Origin of the sequence: Nocardioides sp. NPDC006303 (assembly GCF_040613175.1) — a bacterium.
Classification (GTDB): domain Bacteria; phylum Actinomycetota; class Actinomycetes; order Propionibacteriales; family Nocardioidaceae; genus Nocardioides.
In genome coordinates, this window is record NZ_JBEXRR010000003.1 from 44,860 (window position 1) to 65,171 (window position 20,312).

At 65.3% G+C, this 20,312-nt stretch carries 19 protein-coding genes; 11 read left to right on the top strand and 8 right to left on the bottom strand.

The features are described 5' to 3' along the window. Nucleotides 1-30: 30 nt before the first annotated feature. Together ABZY89_RS03330 and ABZY89_RS03335 are read left to right on the top strand one after the other, a co-directional pair. Complete coding sequence (locus tag ABZY89_RS03330) at nucleotides 31-1,257, top strand: Rieske 2Fe-2S domain-containing protein (protein ID WP_355224612.1); 1,227 nt, start codon at nucleotides 31-33, stop codon at nucleotides 1,255-1,257. A 7-nt stretch (nucleotides 1,258-1,264) separates the two neighbouring features. Continuing rightward, a complete protein-coding gene (locus tag ABZY89_RS03335) occupies nucleotides 1,265-1,921 on the top strand; it encodes an aromatic-ring-hydroxylating dioxygenase subunit beta (RefSeq protein WP_355224614.1) in 657 nt (218 codons plus the stop codon). A gap of 179 nt (nucleotides 1,922-2,100) precedes the next feature. Here the strand turns inward: ABZY89_RS03335 and ABZY89_RS03340 are convergent, their stop codons facing one another. The 7 genes from ABZY89_RS03340 to ABZY89_RS03370 form a co-directional block, all read right to left on the bottom strand. Next, nucleotides 2,101-3,327, bottom strand: coding sequence for an FAD-dependent oxidoreductase (locus ABZY89_RS03340; RefSeq protein ID WP_355224616.1), 1,227 nt, complete (start codon nucleotides 3,325-3,327; stop codon nucleotides 2,101-2,103). 2 nt (nucleotides 3,328-3,329) lie between these two features. Then, entirely contained in the window at nucleotides 3,330-3,665 is a 336-nt protein-coding gene (locus ABZY89_RS03345; RefSeq protein WP_355224617.1) for a non-heme iron oxygenase ferredoxin subunit, read from the bottom strand. Between the two features lie 121 nt (nucleotides 3,666-3,786). Continuing rightward, nucleotides 3,787-4,584 (bottom strand): alpha/beta fold hydrolase, encoded by a 798-nt coding sequence (locus ABZY89_RS03350; protein ID WP_355224619.1) that lies wholly within the window; start codon nucleotides 4,582-4,584, stop codon nucleotides 3,787-3,789. Next, a complete protein-coding gene (locus tag ABZY89_RS03355; protein WP_355224621.1) occupies nucleotides 4,584-5,051 on the bottom strand; it encodes a (2Fe-2S)-binding protein in 468 nt (155 codons plus the stop codon). Before ABZY89_RS03355 ends, ABZY89_RS03350 begins: the two co-directional genes overlap by 1 nt. Beyond that, nucleotides 5,048-7,417 carry a xanthine dehydrogenase family protein molybdopterin-binding subunit gene (locus tag ABZY89_RS03360; protein WP_355224622.1) on the bottom strand — a complete coding sequence of 790 codons (2,370 nt, stop codon included), beginning with the start codon at nucleotides 7,415-7,417 and terminating at the stop codon, nucleotides 5,048-5,050. Before ABZY89_RS03360 ends, ABZY89_RS03355 begins: the two co-directional genes overlap by 4 nt. After that, on the bottom strand, nucleotides 7,410-8,255 hold the full coding sequence (locus ABZY89_RS03365) for an FAD binding domain-containing protein (RefSeq protein ID WP_355224624.1): 846 nt from the start codon (nucleotides 8,253-8,255) through the stop codon (nucleotides 7,410-7,412). Before ABZY89_RS03365 ends, ABZY89_RS03360 begins: the two co-directional genes overlap by 8 nt. Beyond that, a complete protein-coding gene (locus ABZY89_RS03370) occupies nucleotides 8,252-8,974 on the bottom strand; it encodes an SRPBCC domain-containing protein (RefSeq protein WP_355224626.1) in 723 nt (240 codons plus the stop codon). Before ABZY89_RS03370 ends, ABZY89_RS03365 begins: the two co-directional genes overlap by 4 nt. A 113-nt stretch (nucleotides 8,975-9,087) precedes the next feature. On the opposite strand from ABZY89_RS03370, the gene rraA reads away from it, so the two are divergent. Then, nucleotides 9,088-9,570: a ribonuclease E activity regulator RraA gene (gene rraA / locus ABZY89_RS03375; RefSeq protein ID WP_355224628.1), complete on the top strand. Its 483-nt coding sequence runs from the start codon at nucleotides 9,088-9,090 to the stop codon at nucleotides 9,568-9,570. A 30-nt stretch (nucleotides 9,571-9,600) separates the two neighbouring features. Here the strand turns inward: rraA and ABZY89_RS03380 are convergent, their stop codons facing one another. Continuing rightward, nucleotides 9,601-10,392 carry an IclR family transcriptional regulator C-terminal domain-containing protein gene (locus ABZY89_RS03380; RefSeq protein ID WP_355224630.1) on the bottom strand — a complete coding sequence of 264 codons (792 nt, stop codon included), beginning with the start codon at nucleotides 10,390-10,392 and terminating at the stop codon, nucleotides 9,601-9,603. Nucleotides 10,393-10,585: 193 nt separating this feature from the next. On the opposite strand from ABZY89_RS03380, the gene ABZY89_RS03385 reads away from it, so the two are divergent. The 8 genes from ABZY89_RS03385 (at nucleotide 10,586) to ABZY89_RS03420 (ending at nucleotide 20,250) form a co-directional block, all read left to right on the top strand. Then, nucleotides 10,586-11,065, top strand: coding sequence for a hypothetical protein (locus ABZY89_RS03385; RefSeq protein WP_355224631.1), 480 nt, complete (start codon nucleotides 10,586-10,588; stop codon nucleotides 11,063-11,065). Continuing rightward, nucleotides 11,062-12,306, top strand: a complete 1,245-nt coding sequence (locus ABZY89_RS03390; protein WP_355224633.1) for a M24 family metallopeptidase — start codon at nucleotides 11,062-11,064, stop codon at nucleotides 12,304-12,306. Before ABZY89_RS03385 ends, ABZY89_RS03390 begins: the two co-directional genes overlap by 4 nt. A gap of 101 nt (nucleotides 12,307-12,407) precedes the next feature. Further along, nucleotides 12,408-13,190: an enoyl-CoA hydratase-related protein gene (locus tag ABZY89_RS03395; RefSeq protein ID WP_355224635.1), complete on the top strand. Its 783-nt coding sequence runs from the start codon at nucleotides 12,408-12,410 to the stop codon at nucleotides 13,188-13,190. After that, complete coding sequence (locus ABZY89_RS03400) at nucleotides 13,187-14,350, top strand: CoA transferase (RefSeq protein ID WP_355224637.1); 1,164 nt, start codon at nucleotides 13,187-13,189, stop codon at nucleotides 14,348-14,350. The genes ABZY89_RS03395 and ABZY89_RS03400 overlap by 4 nt, the downstream gene beginning before the upstream one ends. Next, nucleotides 14,347-15,315 carry a cyclase family protein gene (locus tag ABZY89_RS03405; RefSeq protein ID WP_355224639.1) on the top strand — a complete coding sequence of 323 codons (969 nt, stop codon included), beginning with the start codon at nucleotides 14,347-14,349 and terminating at the stop codon, nucleotides 15,313-15,315. The genes ABZY89_RS03400 and ABZY89_RS03405 overlap by 4 nt, the downstream gene beginning before the upstream one ends. Nucleotides 15,316-15,622: 307 nt before the next feature. Next, nucleotides 15,623-17,005, top strand: coding sequence for a helix-turn-helix domain-containing protein (locus ABZY89_RS03410; protein ID WP_355224641.1), 1,383 nt, complete (start codon nucleotides 15,623-15,625; stop codon nucleotides 17,003-17,005). A gap of 124 nt (nucleotides 17,006-17,129) precedes the next feature. Further along, the gene (locus ABZY89_RS03415) at nucleotides 17,130-18,593 is read left to right on the top strand and encodes an aldehyde dehydrogenase family protein (protein WP_355224642.1); all 1,464 of its coding nucleotides are present in this window, start codon (nucleotides 17,130-17,132) and stop codon (nucleotides 18,591-18,593) included. 100 nt (nucleotides 18,594-18,693) lie between these two features. Then, on the top strand, nucleotides 18,694-20,250 hold the full coding sequence (locus tag ABZY89_RS03420; protein ID WP_355224644.1) for an AMP-binding protein: 1,557 nt from the start codon (nucleotides 18,694-18,696) through the stop codon (nucleotides 20,248-20,250). Nucleotides 20,251-20,312 lie beyond the last annotated feature (62 nt).

The following is a 20,312-nucleotide window of genomic DNA, read 5'->3' on the forward strand; positions in this document are numbered from 1 at the left end:
ACGTCGACCACGTACGACGAAGGGTGCAGCATGACACTGACCAGTCAGAGAGCGGCGGCCACCGACCGCCTCGTCGACCACGAGAAGGGGCTCATCAGTCGGGCGATCTTCACTGACCCCGAGATCTACAAGCTCGAGCAGGAGAGGATCTTCGCGCGCGCCTGGTTGTTCATGTGTCATGAGAGCCAGATCCCCAAACCGGGCGACTTCTTCCAGACCTACCTGGGCGAAGCCAAGGTTCTCGTCACGCGGACCAAGGCCGGCGATGTGGGTGTGCTGATCAACACCTGCATGCATCGTGGGAACACTGTGTGCAAGGCCGACTCAGGCAACGCCTCCTCGTTCATGTGCTCCTATCACGGGTGGACGTACAACCTCGAGGGAAAGCTCGTTGGGGTCCCCGGGCAGAAGGAGTTGTACGCAGGGGGGATCGACAAGAATGCGTTCAGCCTCAGAACGGCCGCTCGCGTCGAGTCCTACCGCGGATTCGTCTTCGCCACCCTGGACCCTGAAGCACCGGACCTCGAGGAGTATCTCGGCGCGCAAGGTCGATACATCATCGACACCTTCGCAAACCTGGGGGACATGGCCGTCACTCCGGGCATCATCAAGCATCGCATGAAGTGCAACTGGAAGGTCCCAGTCGAGAACGACCAGGACTACTACCACCCCGGTATCACGCACGCGTCGTACCTCGACGCACTGGGGTCGTCCTTCGAGGAAGCCAACAATGCCTTCTGGGGGAACGCCGGCAAGGTCATCCTCGGAGAGTACGGACACGTCGCCGACACCCAGCCTGGCTACGACCACTCAACGATCTTCCCGCACATGACGCTGCTCACCACGTCCCTCAACATCCTGGAGATCCGGCACCCGAAGGGGCCGATGGAGACCGAGAACTGGTACTTCTGCTTCTACGACAAGAACGCCTCGGAGGAAGCGCGTCAAGCAGCTCGCATGACCCAGCTCCGAAGAGTTGGCCCGGCCGGCCTGGTCGAGCAGGACGATGGCGAGAACTTCGAGCTGAGCACGAGTGGCTCCGGCATTGCGGCAGTACGCGACGCGCGGCTCAACTACGCCCAAGGACTGCATGCCGGCGAGGTCGTCTTCGATCCCGACCTCGGATTCCCCGTACTGCAGTCGCCGTACACGACCGAGGCGTACGCGCGCTGGTCTCGACGTGCCTGGGTGGACTGGATCGAAGCCGAGGACTGGACGGCCCTGAAGCGCAATCACGCCAAGTTCGGCGAGGAGTGAACCCACGATGACAGCGAACAGCAACGCCACGGCGGCCTGGGACATCAATGCCAGTCTCGACAAGAGCGGTGCCTCGACGGCTCAGGAAGACCATGCCGATCTCCCGGACCTCGGCATGGTCCCTGGGACCGGCGCCCTGGACGGGAAGTTCCTCTTGCTCCCCGAGGAGCAGTACGAGCTCGAGCAGTTCTACTACGCCGAGGCTGCCCTGCTCGACGCCCAACGATTCACCCAGTGGGCAGAGCTCTTCACGGACGACTGCGTCTACTGGATGCCGATCCGGCAAACCAGGCTCACCGGACAGCTCGACGCCGAGTTCACCGACCGCAGCAACATGGAGATGGCCTTCTACGACGACGACAAGTCCGTCCTCCGTCTGCGCGCGCACAAGCTCGAGAGTGCCTATGCCTGGGGCGAGAACCCTCCGTCCCGGACGAGGCGCTCCTTCACCAACATCCGAGCGCTGTCTCGCGACGGTGACGAACTGTCGACGAGTCTCAACTTCACGTTCTTCCGGGGCTCCTACGATCGAGAAGAGGACTGGTGGGTAGGCAAGCGGGACGACGTCCTGCGGCGAGTCGACGGACGCTGGCAGATCGCTCGAAGAAGCATCTTCCTCGACCAGACGGTGATCTTGTCCCGGAACCTGAGCCACATGTTCTAGACAAGATGCCCGGGCCGGTGGCACCGGCCGAAGGCGGTGCACCTGTTCGACAAGACGATGGCCTCCGGTTGTGACTAGTTCCAGGTCACAACCGGAGGCCCGCTGGCTTTTGAGCTGGTGCCGCCATGACCAAGGCCCCGCCGGCCGGCATCATGCACCGTCGACGGGGCCTTGCTGTCTTACGCCGCAACGGCCCGAAGATCGCTGCTCTCATCACGGAGCTGTGCGGCGTCGACTTTCGCACCAGCTGCAATGTGTGGGGTCGTACGCTTGACGTCACGAGGACGGTTGACGGCGACGGCGGCGCGGAGGACGCCGTCTCGGAGGAAAAACGCGCTGAACGACCTGGACTCGAGGTCGCCGCGGTACACGACGTTGTCGCAACCACCTGGGAGGCCAGCCATCTGCACGGAGAGGTCGTACTGGTCGGACCAGAACCAAGGCACCTCGCGGAACGGCTCCTTCTTGCCGACCATGGCCCGGGCCGCGGCCGCGCCTTGGTTCTGGGCGTTCTGCCACTGCTCCAAACGGACGCGCTCGCCGAGGAGTTCATTGGGGTGGTTGGTCACATCCCCTGCAGCGAAGATCGCAGGGTTGGAGGTGCGACAGTACTCGTCGACGACGACTCCGTTGTCGACCGCGAGCCCCGCCTGCTCTGCGAGCTCAACAGCCGGGATGATTCCGATACCCACCACGACGAGTGCAGCATCGATCCGCTGACCGGTCGTCGTGATCACATGCGTTACCTCGCTGCCACCTTCGATCGACGCGACTGACGTCTCGGTGAGGACGATGACTCCCTCTTCACGGTGGACCCGTGTGAGCGCCGCTCCGATCTCGGCACCGAGAATCCGAGCCAACGGCGTTGGCCCGTTCTCGAGAAGGGTGACCTCGCAACCGGCGAGACGTGCACTAGCTGCTACCTCTGCCCCGATGAATCCACCACCGATCACGACGACACCCACGCCCGGACGCAGCTGCTCGCGAATCCGCAGCGAGTCCTCAATGGTTCGCAGATAGGCAACGCCGTCGAGGTGAGCTCCTGGCACTTCGAGCTTCCTCACCCGTCCGCCGGTTGTGAGGAGCACCTTGTCCGCACTCAGCCTCACTCCTGAGGCGAGCTCGAGCTCCGCATCGGCGGCGCGCAGACTTGTCACCGGGGATCCGAGATGGAGATCTACACCCAGCTCCCCCCACCCCGCTTCCGACATCAGAAAGGATCGCTCCGGTTCGCACTGCCGCAGCAGCACCTCCTTGGAGAGCATCGGGCGTTCGTACGGCGGGTGGGCCTCGGCCCCGATGAGCCGGATGCCACCCTCATAACCATTCGCACGCAGAGCCTGCGCGGCACGCCCGCCTGCGAGATTGGCCCCCACGATGGCGATCGTCTTGGGAACGGCAACCATGCCTACTGCCCTTCTTCGGCTGGGCCGACGACGATCTCGTCTCCGTCGACCCGCACTGCGTACACCTGGACCGGTTCGTCCGCCGGGACCTCGTGCGGGCTCCCGTCGACAAGGCTGAACCGACTGTCATGGAGGGGGCATTCGACCTCCAGGTCATCGGGGTAGAACTCACCCCCGGACAGCCGGGTTGCGAAGTGCGAGCAGATGTCGTTCATCGCGTAGTACTTGTCCTCGACCCGCGCCAAGCAGATCTTGACCTGGCCGGCATCGACGCCGATCATCTCGCCGTCAGGCAAGTCGCCAACAGCTGCGACCTTCGTCCACTGATCTAGGGACATTCCCTACTCCCTTTCTGTTACCGATCTCGCGACCGCTGCGCAGCCGCTGCCTCGAGATCGAAGAAGTTCCATCTTGTTGGGGCGATTACGTCGCCCTCCACCTCATCTGACGCCGAACATGTCAGTCACGCAGCACGTCCAAACCGGACAGATGACGGGCTGCGAGCAACCGGGCGGTTGGGTTCTCGACCAATGACATGTGCCGCGTCTTGTACAACACGAGGTACGTGGAACCCGCGATGCTTTCATGGATCGTCTGAGCCATCCGCGGCGGAGTCGCATAGTCGTCCTCACCGACCAGGACGAGCGTGGGCGCCTTGATCTCCCCGAGCCGGCCCAGGTCGCTGTAGGCACCGAGGGCGCGGCAAGCCGCCGCATGGGCCTCAGAGTCCGTGTCGACGAAGATCTTCGAGATCCGCTCGACCTCGGCTGGATCCTGTTCGATGAATCCGGTGGAGAACCAGCGCTCCACCTGGAAACGGAGCTGCTTGGCGCGAGGAACTGCGACAGCCCTCTCGGCTCGCTCCGACCACGCCTCCGTCTTCTGCGGACCATAGTCAGCGGTGGTGTCAGCGAGTACGAGCCGCCCGACGAGCTCGGGGCTTCGTATGGCGGTCGCCACTGCCGTGCAACCACCCATCGAAAGGGCCACGAGATGGGCAGGACCGGAGTCGAGGTGCTGAATGAGGGCAGCCACGTCGTCGGCCAGGTCTGGAACGGTGAACTGAGTGCCGTCCCATGTCGAGGCACCATGCCCTCGAGCATCAGGTGCTACCACACGGAAGGACGGGGTCAGCTCGTCGATCAGGCGTCGCCACAACTCGCCCGTTGCTGCCAGCGGGTGCAGCAGCACAACCAGCGGTCCGGCACCCTCGTCGAGGTAGTGGTACGTCCCCCAAGGACGGTCGAGTTTAGGCATCAGGTTGTCTCCCCTGCTCGGGCAGCCGCCTCGCGAACCGCCTTCATGATCTCCGGATAGGTCGCACACCGGCAGATGTTGCCCTCGAGGTGATCAGCGATCTCCTCATCAGTTGGCGACGGGTTCTCCCGGAGCAACTCTTTGGTCATCAGGACGAAGCCGGGAATGCAGTAGCCGCACTGCATGGCGCCGTTGTCGACGTAGGAGGACACCACTGGGTCGTTCTCCGGGAGGCCGTCAGCCGTGACGACCTTCTTGCCGTCATAGCGGCGAGCATTCGCCATGCAGGACGACACGCTGTGCCCTTCAACGAGCACCGTACAGGCGCCGCACGCGCCGACGCCGCATCCCTCCCGAGCGCTCGTGACTCCCACTTGCTGACGCAGAGCGTCGAGAAGCACTGTGTTGTCCGCGACCCGCACCCGGTGGCTGGTGCCGTTGACATCGAGCGAGATCTCCGTGCTCATCGTGCCTCCCGGGCATCGAGGTGGTGAAGGACGCGTTCGGGCGTCAGCGGCAACTGGGTCACGCGAACGTCGCAGGCGTCGCGAAGCGCGTTCGCGTAGGCCGGCGCGATCGGAAGGATCCCGGTCTCCCCCACGCCCTTGGCACCGAAAGGACCGTCTCGGTGCGCGCTCTCCACGATGATCGGCGTCAGCCGATCAGGCACGTCCTTGATCGACGGCAGCTGGTAGTCGAGCAGGGTCGCGTTGATCATCTGGCCGTTGTCCAGCACCAGCTGATCGAACAGTGTGTGCCCCAGGCCCATGATCGCCGAGCCGGTGAGCTGCTGTTCCACCAAGGCAGGGTTGATCGCCTTTCCGACATCTCCTGCGACCGCCAGATGATGGGTGTGAATGCGACCGGTTCGGGTGTCCACCGCGATACGCACCGCAACTGCGCCGGCGAACCAGTGCTCGGTCACCTTCTCCGAGCGACCGGTGCCCTTGTCGTAGGGGTGCCACCAGCTGGTGAAGTTCTCCGCGGTGGTCACAGTCGCTCCCCGAGCGCCGTACTTGGTGCGTACGACATCCGGGACGGTCAACGTCTTGTCCGTCGGTACGTGCCTGATCCCGTCGGCACCGAGCTGCAGCTCGTCGGCCGCGACCTCGAGCTGCTCGGCGGCGAAGCCCAGGAGCTTCGTCCGCATGGCCTCCGCGACCAGGCGCACGGCATTTCCCGTGTGATAGGTAGAACGACTGCCAGCTGTGATCGTGTCGTACGGGGTCGCGTCGGTGTCGGCGGGAACGACATGGACTCTCCGGCTGTCGATCCGGAGCACCTCTCCGACGATCTGAGCCATGATCGTGTCGCTACCTTGGCCCATGTCGACGGTGCTGATCAGCAGCGTCGCCGACCCGTCCTGGTTCAGGTTCAGGGTCGCGTTCGCGATCGTCGGCGTGAGAACAGCCTTGATGCCGACCGCGATGCCCTTGCCGTGAATCCAGCGCCCATCGCCGCTCGGGGTGGGGTCGTCCCAGCCGATCGCGTCGGCGACCGAGTCGATCGAGGTGACGAAGTCAGCACTGTGCATGGGGGTGCCGACTGAGGCGACATCACCCTCCCGCAGCAGGTGGCGGCGGCGGAACCGATACGGATCCTCGCCAAGCTCTCTGGCCAGCTCATCGATCAGCGTCTCGTGGGACCACGTGATCTGAGGGACGCCGAAACCGCGGAACGGACCGGCGGACACCTTGTTCGTGTAGATGCACCGTGACACAACATCGACGCTTCGTACGTTGTAGGGCCCGGCGGCGATCAGCCCGGACTTTGCCGCGATACGGGGACCAACATCGGCAAACGCGCCGGTGTCGTAGCGGACGTCGGAGGTGACGGCCACGATGTCGCCGTTGGCATCGGCCGACATCGAGGCGACCACCTCGCAACCGTGCCGCGTGGTCAGGAGGAACGCCTCTTCGCGCGTCACGTCGAAACGGACGGGCTTGCCGGTCGACCATGCCAGCGCCGCGGTCAGCGGCTCGAGCCGGTCGTACATCTTCGACCCGAAGCTTCCTCCCAGTGGACGCGTGGTGATCCGCACCTGCGACAGCGGGATCGCCAAGAGGTCCGAGATGGTCTGACGGCAGTACGACGGCGTCTGGGTCGTGCTGAGCATCTCGAGACGTCCGCCCTCGACCCAGGCTGTGGTCGAGGGGAGCTCGATCGGCACATGGTGCGTGGGCGGCGCCCAAGTGGTGGCTGACACCGTCGTAGTGGCGGCGTCTGCTTCCATTGCCACGTCCCCGAGGACCTGCCGGTACTCATAGGCGATGTTGGTGTCACGAACTCCGCCGAGGTGCGCGAGGTCTGCGAACACCGAGCTCGGCCTCAGCTCGTCATGGACGAACGCGCTCCCCTCGAGCGCGGCCCGCACGTCGTGGACCGCGGGGAGCTCCTCATACTCGACGGCGATCAGATCTGCTGCCGCTTGGGCGACAGCGCGGTCGGATGCCAGGACCGCCGCGACAGGCTCGCCGACGTACCTGGTCTTGTCGACGGCCAGGCACGGTTGGTCGGCAAAGGCCGGGCCGGTGTAGATGCGGTCGCCGAACAGCTCGTGCAGGTCACGCCCGGTCACGACGCTGAAGACGCCGCTGACGGCCGCAGCCTCATCGGTATCGACGGAAAGGATCCGGGCGTGCGGCATGGTGCTGCGGTGCACGGCGGCGTGCAGAGTCCCCCGGGGCGGCGTCTCGTCCCCGGTGTACCGAATGGTGCCGCGAACGCGGCCAAGAGCATCGAACCGCCGTCTCCGCTGACCGACCCCCTGAACCTCCGGCGGCGCAGCGCTCCGAGCAACCTGTGTGTCGGGGTGATCCACAATGTCAGTCACGATTGATCTCCTTCAGGACCGTGCGTACGGCCTCTTCGACCGCCACCCGCCCGAGCGTTGCCTTGTAGCTCGCACTTCCACGTACGTCCGCGATCGGGTCCATGGCGGAGTCGGCGATCTCGATCGCGGCCTCGACCGTTTCTTGGTCGTTCATGTCGGGCGTCATGTCGAAGGCCACATAGCGGGTGGTCGGTGCAAGCGCGCCGAGACCGATCCTGATCTCGACGAAGTCGTCCTCTGGGACCGCGAGCACAGCCGCGGTGGCACAGGGCCAGTCGTTCTCGCTCAGGCTGCTCAGCTTGGCGTAGTGCCCGACCGAACCCGGCGGCTCGTGCGGAATGAGCAGCGCGGTGATGATCTCGTCGGGCTGGAGGTCGGTGACCTGGAAGTCGACGAAGAACTCCCTGACCGACACCTCACGCGTTCCCTCGACGGAGGAGAGCTCCAAGGTCGCATCGAGGACCGCTAGCGCCGTGGGCGGGTCGAGCCTGTAGTCACCGTGGGCGACATTGCCACCGACGCTCGCCGTGTTCCTCACCCGCGGGTTTGCGACCTTGCCGTAGGTCTGGGCGACCAACGGTGCGAGCCGCCTCACGTCCTCGCTCGTCTCCATGTGCCGCAGGCTGACGAGAGAACCGACGCGGAACCCGCCGTCAGTGAGGACCACGTCATTCAGACCAGGAACTCCAGAGATGTCCAGGAAGTCCTCGGTGAACAAGATCCCCTGCTTGAGGAGGATCTGAATGGCGGTGCCTCCTCCGTAGACCATCGCGTCGTCGAGCTCGGAGAGCAGCGTTGTCGCTTCCTCCAGGCTGCCGGGCCGGTGAAAGCGAGTCATCGGCGGGCTCGCGCGCGGCCGCCGGCAATCACGCCGTAGGCGAAAGCTGCAGCGACCGCCAGCCCGAGGACAAGCAGGTCCTGCGACGAACGCGGTGCCACGGGCACCGGGGTGAGACTGATCTGCCCGGACTGGTCGACCTGACCCGGTACGTCGTTCCCGACACCAATCGCGACGGCACCATTCGCCCGCGTCCGAGCGGCTGCCCGGCCGCTCTTACCCGATGCTCGCGTCGGCACCGGCTTGCCCGCGCACACCGCGGCCAGGGCCTCGGCGAACTGCGCCTCCACCTCAGCGGTGCGACGGCGGATGACGGCCTCGCCAAGCCGGCCGAGCTTGCCCCACATCGCCATCTCCATCTCGTAAGAGACCTGAGAGTTGGCGTTGTCGCCGTCGGTGTCGACCGGCGAGACCGTCAGGAGAGCGTCGAGCTTGACGGTGCTGCCGAGTCGACGGTCTTCCCCCTTCAGCACTGCCTTGATCATCGCCGGCTTCGCGGTGTCCTCGGGGATGTCCCGTTCAGTGATCTCGGCGATGAACGTCGCCTTGAACTTCACGTGGGCGACTTCGTTCACGAGGCTTCCGCGATAGGTGTTGTCATCGACCTGCTTGACCTCCTCGCAGCCCGGGAGACACACCTGCATGATCGCTGGATCAAGGAAGGAGTTGAGCACCTTGTCCGGCGAACCAGGCACGAGAAAGGAAGACGCAAGTTTCATAAGTGACCACCATAGGAGAATTCGTGTCTTGTATCGAGGACATGATGCTAACATCGCCGACACCGAAGCGAAACCCCCAAGGCACAGACCTGCGCCCCGAATCAGGAGTTGACATGACCGCGAAAATCCCCCTGAGCACGGCGGATCTCTGCGACGAGCACGGCAACGAGATCGACGTCTGCGACACACAGCTCCGGCAGTACGGCGGTCGGCGCACCTTCTCAGGGGCCGTAGTGACACTGCTTTGCTACGAGGACAACTTGTTGCTCAAGCAGGTCATCTCAGAGCCGGGCGAGGGCCGGGTGATCGTCGTCGACACAACCGGATCGGTGCGAGTGGCGATGCTGGGCGACAACATGGCAATGCGAGCAGCAAGCAATGGCTGGGCAGGGATCGTGATCAACGGCGCCGTCCGCGATGCGGCGCCTCTCGGCACCCTGCCCCTCGGGATCAAGGCGCGGGGAACCAACCCGCGACGAAGTCTCAAAGAGGGTCGAGGTCAGCGCGACGTTCCCGTCTCCTTCGGCGGATGCATCTTCCTGCCCGGATCGACACTTGTCAGCGACGACGACGGCATCGTCGTACTACGTTCATGACAATGTCGCGCGAACACACAGTCCGCTCGGTCATCGTCCAGACAGGACGCGCCCTCGCTCCGGCACCGCACCGCCGATCCGCGCCGTAATCCGGTCCGCTGCATCGCGAATCGCCGCACCGACGCGGTCAAGGTTGTCCTCATCCAGCTCGCTCGAGAACGTGATCGTCATCAGGGCCAGCTTCGGCTGCCCGTTCGGACCGAACACGGTCGCCGAAGCACCGCTGTGCGCCACGTTGAACTGGCGAATGCTCGAGCCATACCCGCGAGACCGAACCTGTTCGAACACATCCTTCAGCTCGTCGGCATCCGTTACCGTGAACTCGGTGAAGCGCTCGACGAGACGCCTCCGTGCAAGGTCGCGGAAATCCTCGAACGGGCGATACGCCCAGAAGGCCTGCATGAGCCCGGGCGCCGAGAAGGGGAAACGGTCACCGACGTCGACCGTGACCCGAACCCCGCGGCCCGGGTCACCAACCGCAACGACGGTATAGCTGCCCGATCCATCCTCCTGGCAGGCAAAGACGACCACCCCGAGTCGCCGACATAGCTGCTCGACCTCCTCCTTGGCGACAGCATGAATGCCCTCGTCGCCAAGACCGGACAGCGTCGACAGTCCCGGCCCGAGCGTCCATCCCGACCGTTTGCCGAGGTTGTTGACCCAGCCAGCCTGCTGCAGCGTGGCAAGAATGTTGTAACAGGTCGACCGGTTGAGCCCGAGCTCGTCCACGAGCGTGCCAGCCGACACAGGCTGAGGGGCGGCGGCCGCAAGGCGCTCGACCAACCGGACAGCGGCACTCACCGCGGGTACCTCGTTCACCATCAGTAGGCCTCCTCGTCTCCGAACTGGCCGATTGCCGCGGCCGGAAGACTTCAGTGTCCTCGACACAGGACATCTAGTGCAACTGGAAACGCCGTTACCTAAGCCCCTTGACGCCCCCTATCCCCCAATCTAGTATTCATGACAGGACATTGTGTCCTGTTCTTTGGACAATAGATCAGAAGGAAGGCCGACGATGATCTTTCACGTCTCGATTCCCGCGGACAACACGCAACTCGTCGCAGAGGTGATCGCCGAGATCTGGGGAGGTGAGGCTTTCGAGTTTCCGCCGTGGCCCGGCGCCTGGGTGGCGATCGCCGGCGACGAGAATGGCACGACCTGCGAGGTCTATCCGCGTTCTCAGACGATGGCGCCCGGGAAGGGCGACGAGGACCCGGTGTGGCCCAAGCCGGATGAGTCCCCGTCCAAGTACGTCGCCTTCCACTTCGCGACCTCGACGGAGAAGTCGCAGGAGGAGATCATGGCGATCGCACGACGCCACGGGTGGCGCACTGTGTCGTGCCCTCGAGGTGAGTTCTTCGACGTCATCGAGGTGTGGGTCGAGAACCGCCTCCATGTCGAAGTGCTGACGCCTGCGATGCAGGAGGACTACCGCAAGAACGTGAACATGGAGATGTGGGCGTGGACGAAGAAGCCCAAGGAGAACATCGCGTGAGCGTCTCTCCCGACCTGTCGACGCCCACGCTTTCGCTGGCCGAACGGGACCGTCGCTGGGGTCTGCTGCGTGATCTGATGCGTCGCAACGAGGTCGAGGCTCTCCTCGTCCCCCCTGCTCCGGTGCGATATCCAGCCGACACCTACCTGACCAACGATCTGCCGGGATCTGCCGTGATACTCCCGCTCGAAGGCGAGCCCGTCGCCATCCAGCGCGGTGCCTCATTGGCGGGATCGTGGCTGCAGGCGCAGGAGCTCGGAGAGGGTACCTGGATCCAGGACATGCGATTCGGGCCTCGCGCGCCGGCCATGGTGCGGGTCCTGGAGGAGCTCGGACTCACCAAGTCCCGCATCGGAACGATCGGCATCCTCAGCGGTCCCAACCTGCTCCCCTATGGCTGGACGCCGCAGCCGATGTGGGCCTACCTCCAGGCCGAGCTGCCGCAGGCGACATTCGTCGACGTCCTCGACGAGTTCACGGCCGTCTGGCTGGTGAAGAGCGACGAAGAGCTCGCACTGTTCCGTTTCGTCTCTGAGTTGGCCGAACGGGCCTGCCAGGTCATGTTGGACGTGACCAAGCCGGGTGTCAGCGAGATCGACGTCTACGCCGCGATCCTGCACGAGTTCCACCGCCACGGCGCCGGGATGGCCCACGACCTGTTCCTCCACTCCGGGCCCGACAACCTCAGCTGGGACGCACCGCGCTGGCTCCACCGTGCACAGCCGGCACGCGTGATCCAGAACGGTGACATGGTGCTGTCCGAGATGATGCCGGCGGTCGGCGGCATCGAGGCGCAGGTGCAGATGTGCGTGGCGGTCGGCGATGTCGCACCTGAGTTCCACCGCGCGGCCGAGGTGGCGCGCGAGTCCTATGAGCGGGGCCTGGAGGCGATCCGTCCCGGCGTGAAGTTCGGCGAGGTCGCCGATGCCATGGCCGAGCCGCTCGAGAGGGCCGGAGCGTGGCACATCACGCCGCTGATCCACAGCCTTACTCCTCTGACCATGGTCGGCCGCGTCACGCGAGGCACCGACCGCAGCATCACCGACCGCTTCAAGCAGGTCGTTGAGCTTCCCGGCACCGACCTCGATGTGGTCCTCGAGCCCGGTATGACCTTCCAGCTCGAGCCCGACGCAGTCTTCGGCCGTCGACAGGTGAACATCGGCGGCAACGTCATCGTCACCGCCGACGGTCATGAGGAGCTCAACACCCTGCCCACCCGACTGCGCCTCGCCGCTTCCTGAGAAGCGTCGCGTGCCGGTTCCACCAAGACAGCCAGCACGCCTGACGCCTGCCCGGCGTACGTGTGCAGCATCTGAACCACACCTGAGGAGTCATGCCTTCCATGAACGAGCTCGAGTATGAGGTCGCCGAACATGTAGCGACCATCCGGCTCAACCGACCAGAGAAGCGCAACGCGTTCACGTTCGAGATGGTCGATGCCTGGGCCGACCGGCTTCTCGAGGCGCAGGCGGATCCGCTGGTGCGCGCCATCGTGGTCACCGGAGCAGGCAAAGGTTTCTGCTCCGGTATCGACTTGTCTTGGGTGGCCGAGCACGAGCAGAAGCCGTTGGAGTTCAAGCAGGCGCTCACCGACCACATCCACCGGGTGCCGCTGGCCCTGGAGAACGTGGACAAGCCCGTCATCGCCGCCATCAACGGCGACGCCATGGGCGCAGGGCTCGACATGGCACTGATGTGCGACCTGCGGCTGATCTCGGACAACGCCCGGCTGGCAATGTCGTACGTCAAGGTCGGACTGGTCCCTGGGGACGGTGGCTGCTGGCTCCTCCCCCGGCTGGTCGGGATGCCGAAGGCCCTAGAACTGCTGTGGACCGGTGACATGGTCGCTGCCGACCAGGCCGCCGAGATCGGCTTGGTGAACAGCGTCCACGACTCCAAAGGGCTCATGGACGCCACCTACGCGTTGGCGCGCCGTATCGCCGCCGCGCCGCCCGTGGCTGTGCGGATGATCAAACGTACGGCGTATCAGTCCCAGCGGCTGGACCTTCGGACAAGCCTGGATCTGATCTCTTCGCATATGGGTGTGGTCCGTTCCACCTCAGACTCGGTCGAGGCCTACCGCGCCTTCTCCGAGAAGCGCGTCGGGGAGTTCGTCGGCCGATGACCGCTCTCGAGGGACTCCGTGTCGCGGACTTCTCCCGGATCCTCGCCGGCCCGCTCACGACCATGCTGCTCGGCGACCTCGGAGCCGAGGTGGTCAAGGTCGAGCGCCCCGGAGGTGGTGACGACACCCGAGCCTGGGGACCTCCGTACGCACCGGGCGGCGGAGCGACGTACTTCCTGTCGGTGAACCGCAACAAGAACAGCGTCGTCCTCGACCTGGCAACCGACGAGGGCCGCCGGCAGGCTCAGGACCTCGCGGTGAAGAGCGGGATCGTCGTGGAGAACTTTCGGCCCGGGGTGATGGACCGCCTCGGCCTCGGATACGAGCAGCTCGTGTCGCTGAGGCCTGACATGATCTACTGCTCGATCAGTGCATTCGGGTCGGGCGACGGCGCGTCGTTGCCCGGTTACGACCTGATCGTCCAGGCTGTCGGTGGCCTGATGAGCGTCACCGGAGCACCAGAGCAGGAACCTCAAAAGGTCGGGGTCGCGCTGATCGACGTCATCACCGGGCTCTACGCCGCCCTCGGGGTGGTGGCTGCCGTGCGCCACCGCGAACGAACCGGCGAGGGTCAGCGAATCGAGGTCGACCTGCTCAGCTGCGCCCTGGCCGCTCTGTCCAATCAGGGATCCGCCTACACCGCCGGCGGGGTCGTGCCGCAACGGATGGGAAACCAGCATCCGTCGATCGCGCCGTACGAGACCCTGCCGACCGCCGGCGGCGAGCTCGCAGTCGCGGTCGGCAACGACCGTCAGTTCCGGTCGATGAGCACAGTGGTCGGCGTGCCCGACCTGGCAGACGATCCGCGCTTCTCGTCCAATGCGAGCCGAGTTCACCACCGAGAAGCGTTGCGAGTCGCGTTGAGCACGCAGCTGGCCTCAGCACCGGCAGCAGAATGGTCACGACTGCTCAACGAGGCTGGGGTTCCCGCTGGCCCGGTCAACGACGTCGCGGCCGCCTTCGAGTTCGCCAGGTCGCTCGGCCTGAACCCGACCGTCGAGATCGGCGGCACCGAGCTCACGCGCAACCCCCTTCGCATGGAGCGGACACCGGTGACGTATCGGCTGCCGCCACCACCGTGGTCGGACGACGTCTCGACCGGAACTGAACCAGAGACACCTGACGAGCGCGCGAGCGCACCGCAAAGGAGACCAGCATGAATGTGAAGACGACCGACCCTGTGGCCGCACGTTCCGTCACCGCAGGCAAGGTGAGCCGCAGCCCCTTCGGGCCATCGGACGAGATCGGCATGCTCAACCTCATGACCGACGAGTCTCGCGCCGCGGCATGGGCGGCCGCCGATCCGACGACGATCTACGACCTGTCCGTCGACTACCACGTGGGAATGCCGTCGTGGGACGGACTCGGCGACCCGACGTACCAGATCTGGATGTCTCACACACCGCACGGCAGCGTCAACGAGAACGTCCTCGGCATCGGGGCAGAGCAGAACCAGCATGTCACCTACTCGGGCGACTGCATCTCCATGTACACCCACACCGGGACCCATCTCGACTCGCTGAACCACTTCGGCCTCGACGGGATGGTGTGGAACGAAGTAAGTGCGGACCAAAGCCTGGGTAGCCGTCACTGGCTGAAGAACGGCGCCGAGCAGCTGCCGCCGGTCATCGCGCGCGGCGTACTTCTCGACGTTGCCGCAGCAGCCGGTGTCGATGTGCTTCCCGACTCGCAGGTCGTCTCCGCTGACGACCTCTCCGCGGTGATCGAACGCCAGGGCACCGAGATCCGCGAAGGCGACGTCGTCCTCATCCGCACCGGCCGCATGCGGCTGTGGAACGACAACAAGCGCTATCTGCACAACGAGGCGGGCCTAGACAGGGGCGCTGCGGCGCTCCTGGCCGAGGCGGGCGCCATGATCATCGGAGCAGACAACGTCGCGCTTGAGGTCATGCCCAGCACTGACCCGAACAACTGGCACCCCGTCCACACCTACCTGCTCGGCGAATGCGGAATTCCGATCATGGAGAACGCGAACCTCGAGGAGATCTCCGAGGCTCAGCTGTGGGAGTTCGTCATGGTGGGCGCCGGCCTGCGTCTACGCGGGGCGACAGCGTCGCCTATGCGTCCGCTGGCGTTCCCGATCCGCGCGGGAGCGCTGGCCTGAGAGGCGCTCCGCGAAGGACAATGTAGCGATGGACATGGGCGAGACGAGGGGGCTACGCCCCGAGATCGAGACGGCCTGGCACCGCGCTCAACTAGCGGGCCTTGATCCTGGCATGGAGGTCCGCGAGTCGGTGATGTCCGACGTCGATCGTCGTAGTCGACTCGCTCTGGCGGCCGAGCCAGTACTCGATCGAATGGCCCAAGACCTCTCAGACACGCGATTCAGCGTCCTGCTTGCCGACAAGGGATCGGTCATAGTCGACCGGCGCTACGGGGTGCGAAGCCTCACCGGTGCGTTGGATCGGGTCATGGCCGTTCCTGGCAGTCGCTACGTCGAGTCGGTTTCCGGAACCAACGCTCTGGCGACCGCCTTTGAGCTCCGTGCTCCGATCTCCGTGAGCGGTTCAGAACACTTCCTGGAGGCCCTGCACCAGTTCTCATGTTTTGGTGCCCCCATCGTGCACCCGGCGACGCGGCGCCTCGAAGGCGTCCTCGACGTCACCGGCCACGTCGAGGACGCCACTCGGCTCCTGGGACCATTCTTGATGCGGGCGGTCCGCGACATCGAGCAGCACCTGCTCGAAGGGTCGCGAGTCGCCGAGCAGAAGATGCTGGCCGCCTTCCAGATCCGCGCCGCCAACCGGCCGAACCCGGTGGTCGTCCTGAGCGATGACGTTTTCCTGGCAAACCGTCACGCGATCGACCTCCTCGGCACAGCGGACCATGCTCGCCTACGGGAGATGGCCATCGATGCACCGCGGAGCCGGACCGTGAGATCTGCCATCAGGCTCGCTGGCGGCATGGAAACCACGGTGCACTTCGAACGGGTCCAAGGAAGCCCCGGTGGGGTGATCTTCGACTTCGAACCGCTGGTTCCTCGTCCGCCCGTTCCTCGGTCCACCGCAGGTGCCAAGAGCTCGCCGCGCCGGATCGGCGCGATCGCCCCAGGCGATGTCGTCGTGATCCACGGCGAGCCCGGGACAGGACGTACGACAGCCGGGCTCGAAGCTCTGGGGGCTGATGCCCAGGTGGTCTCTGCTGCTGACGAGATCGAGGTCGGAGCGGCTCGTTGGTTGCTTCGGGCACGACGTGCTCTCGAGTCCGGTGGGCCGGTTCTGTTCGACGACGCGGACCTCCTGACGCCCGCAGCAGCAGGGCTGCTCGGCAAACTGCTCGACGCTCACGCCGGCGCCACTGTGGCCTTGGTCGCTTCGTCCGACCTGGTCCCCGCAGGAGAAAGCGCCATCTCGAACCAGCACGCGGCGTTGCTCGCCAGAGCATCGAAACGCCGAGAGGTCCTACCGCTCAGACAGCGCATGGAGGAGTTCCCGGATCTCGTCGCGTCGCTCCTCGTCGGCCTACCGGCAGGTGTCGGACGGAAGCTCACCCCCACCGCCATGCACATCCTGAAGTCAGTGTCGTGGCCGGGAAACCTCCGGGAGCTTCGCAGAGTCTTGATGGAAGCCACGTCAGCGCGCACCACTGGAGACATCACGGGCGCCGACTTGCCCGCGGCGTACCGGACCGGTCCCCGTCGTCGACATCTCGGTCTCCTCGAGCAGGCCGAGCACGACACGATCGTGGCGGTCCTGGCCGAGGAGGGCGGCAACAAGACCAAGGCGGCCGAGCGGCTCGGCATCGGGCGCAACACGCTGTACGAGCGCATCAGGCGTCTCGGTATCCAGACGTAGACCGTTCGTGAGGTCGGGAAGGGCGCGCCCCCTGGATCCACCGTCCCGAATCCGAACAGTTAGTGACGCTCGTCACGATGCATGGTCGGGGTGACCGATCCCTCAGACCCAAGGAGCGTCACCGATGACCACCCAAGCCGAACGCCGGGCCACGACCACCTTCGACAGCGACTACGTCTCGACGATCAACGGCCGACCCGCCACCTCGGACACGACGGCTCCGGCATTCAACCCGGCTACCGGCGAGGTCATCGCTCAGGTGCCGGTCATGAGCAAGGGCCAGCTCGACGAGGCGGTCGCTGCCGCGCGTGCCGCCTTCCCAGGCTGGGCCGCGACGCCGATCGAGGAGCGTCAGCGCATCGTCAGCGCGATCGGTGACCGGCTGGAGGAGCACGCCGAGGAGTTCATGGCGCTGCTGACCCGCGAGCAGGGCAAGCCGCGCGCCGGCGCGGAGTGGGAAGTCTTCGGCTCCGTTGCATGGTTCCGCGAGATCGCTAAGCAGTCACTGCCCGATGAGACGCTCCTCGACTCCGCGGAGCGTTCAGCCGTCACCCGATACACCCCGGTCGGCGTCGTCGGCGCCATCGTCCCGTGGAACTTCCCGATCCTTCTCTCGGTGTGGAAGATCGCGCCCGCTCTGGTCGCAGGGTGCACCATCGTCGTGAAGCCGTCGCCGTTCACGCCACTGTGCGACCTGAAGCTGGTCGAGCTCGTCCAGGACCTCGTCCCGCCCGGCGTGCTCAGTGCGGTCGCGGGTGACGACGACCTCGGCAAGTGGATGACCTCCCACCCCGACATCAACAAGATCGCCTTCACCGGGAGCACCGACACGGGCCGGCACGTGATGAGCTCCGCCTCCGGGACGCTCAAGCGGCTCACCCTCGAGCTCGGTGGCAACGACCCGGCCATCGTGCTCCCCGACGTCGACCCGGCCAGAGTCGCTCCCCAGCTCTTCTGGGCTGCCTTCCAGAACAACGCACAGTTCTGCAACGCCGCCAAGCGGCTCTACATCCACGAGGACGTCTACGACGCCGTCCGCGATGCTCTGGTCGCCTACGCGAAGACGATCAAGGTCGGCAACGGTGCCGACGCCGACACCGGCCTCGGACCGATCCAGAACGAACCGCAGTTCAAGAAGGTGCAGGAGTTCTTCGCCGACTCTCACGCCCAAGGCCACGCCTTTGCCCTCGGTGGTGAGATCGACACCGAGGGTGCCGGCTGGTTCGTCCCGGTCACCCTGGTCGACAACCCGCCCGAGGACTCCCGGCTGGTGGTGGAGGAGCCGTTCGGTCCCATCCTTCCCCTCCTGAAGTGGACCGACGAGGACGACGTCATCGCTCGCGCCAACGACACCATCTACGGGCTCGGAGCCTCCGTTTGGGGCAAGGACCTCGACGCACTCCAGCGGATCGCGCGACAGATCGACGCCGGCACCGTCTGGCTCAACGAGGTGCATCAGTACACGCCTTACCAGGTCTTCGGCGGTCACAAGCAGTCCGGCATCGGCGCCGAGAACTCCTTGCATGGCTTGGCCGAGTACACCAACTGGCAGTCCATCACCCTGAACAAGGATGCCGAAGCGGTCTGAGCGACCGAGTCGACGGCGAATCCACACAACGACCGGACCGGGCGGCTGGCTATCCACGACGCCCGGTCCGGAGCATCCACCGAGAGGACCCAGTATTCCGATGAGCATCGACACCGAGTCCGGGACCAAGAGCCGCCCCGACATGGTCGGCCCCGGTGACATCCTGCGGCTCAGCGCACAACGCTTTGGCGACAAGACGGCCCTGATCACCGCCGGCGGCACGTTCACCTACGCCGACCTGGACGACCTCGCTGCCCGCGCAGCCACCGGGCTGCGAGCCAACGGCGTCGAGCCAGGACAGGTGGTCTCCCTCTACGGCCCCAACACGTGGCAGTGGATCGTCGCGTACCACGCCGCCCTACGCGCGGGAGCCGTCGTCAACCCCGTCAACGTGATGCTCACCCCACCCGAGATGGCCTTCGTCGTCCGCGACTGCGGGGCTGTGGCGGTACTGACGTCCGCTGACCAGTTCGAAGCGATCCGCGCGATCGCAGACGAGGACAACGCGGTCGGCCTCGTCCTTGCCCTCGACAGTGAGGACGAGCGCGGCTTCGCAACGCTTTTCGACCATGAGCCGCTCGTCGATCCGGCGCCGGTGACGCCGGAGTCGATGTCGACCATCGGCTACACGTCCGGCACCACCGGGCACCCCAAGGGGGCAATGCAGTCTCAACAGGCGGTACTCCTCAACTGTTCGCTGACCGCGACGATGCATGGTCGTACCGAGAACGACGTCGTCGTCACCGCCCTTCCGGCGCCCCATGTCTACGGCAACGTCGCCATCAACGGCACCTTCCTCGTAGGCGGAACTGTCGTCCTGATGGAGCGATTTGTCGCCGAGGAAGGTCTCGCACTCATCACCAAGTACCGGGCGACGATGTTCGAGGGCGTACCCGCGATGTACTCGATGCTGCTGTCCTCCGAAGCGCTCGCCGACGCCGACCTGAGTGCGCTGCGGGTGTGCACGGTGGGCGGCCAGACAATCTCGATCAGCACCATCAACGCGTGGCAGAAGCGCTCCGGTGCCCCGCTTCTCGAGCTCTGGGGGATGACAGAGATATCCGGCCTCGGCACTACCCATGCCGTCCACTCGCCTCGGGTCCCCGGTTCGATCGGAGTATCGCTTCCCGGCGTCCAGGTACGTGTCGCCGACCTCGAAAACGTGAGTGTCGACGCTGCCCCTGGCACCCCCGGCGAGCTCATGGTCCGTGGACCGATCGTGATGATGGGCTATTTCGGCAACGATGCCGAGACGGCCAAGACGATCGAGGCCGACGGCTGGCTTCACACCGGCGACATCGCCACCGTCGACGAGAACGGGTACTTCTTCGTCGTCGACCGTCGCAAGGACCTCATCATCACCGGCGGCTACAACGTCTACCCGGCCGAAATCGAGCGTGTCCTCAGCGCACATCCCGCAGTCTCGATGGTCGCGGTCGGCCCCGTACCCGACGACGTCAAAGGCGAGCTGGCCTGTGCGTACGTCGTGCTGCGTGCCGGTACGAGCCCGAGCGAGGCCGAGCTCATCGAGTTCACCCGCGACAAGCTCGCTGCTTACAAGCGACCCCGGACCGTTCGCTTTGTCTCGGCGCTTCCGACCACGTCGACGGGAAAGATCATGCGCCGCAAGCTTTCAGAGGCTGCTCCACCCGCCTGATCAGCGGCGTCATCGAGCCCATCAGTAGCTGTCCGTCACCACCACTTCCCGCCCTACCGAAC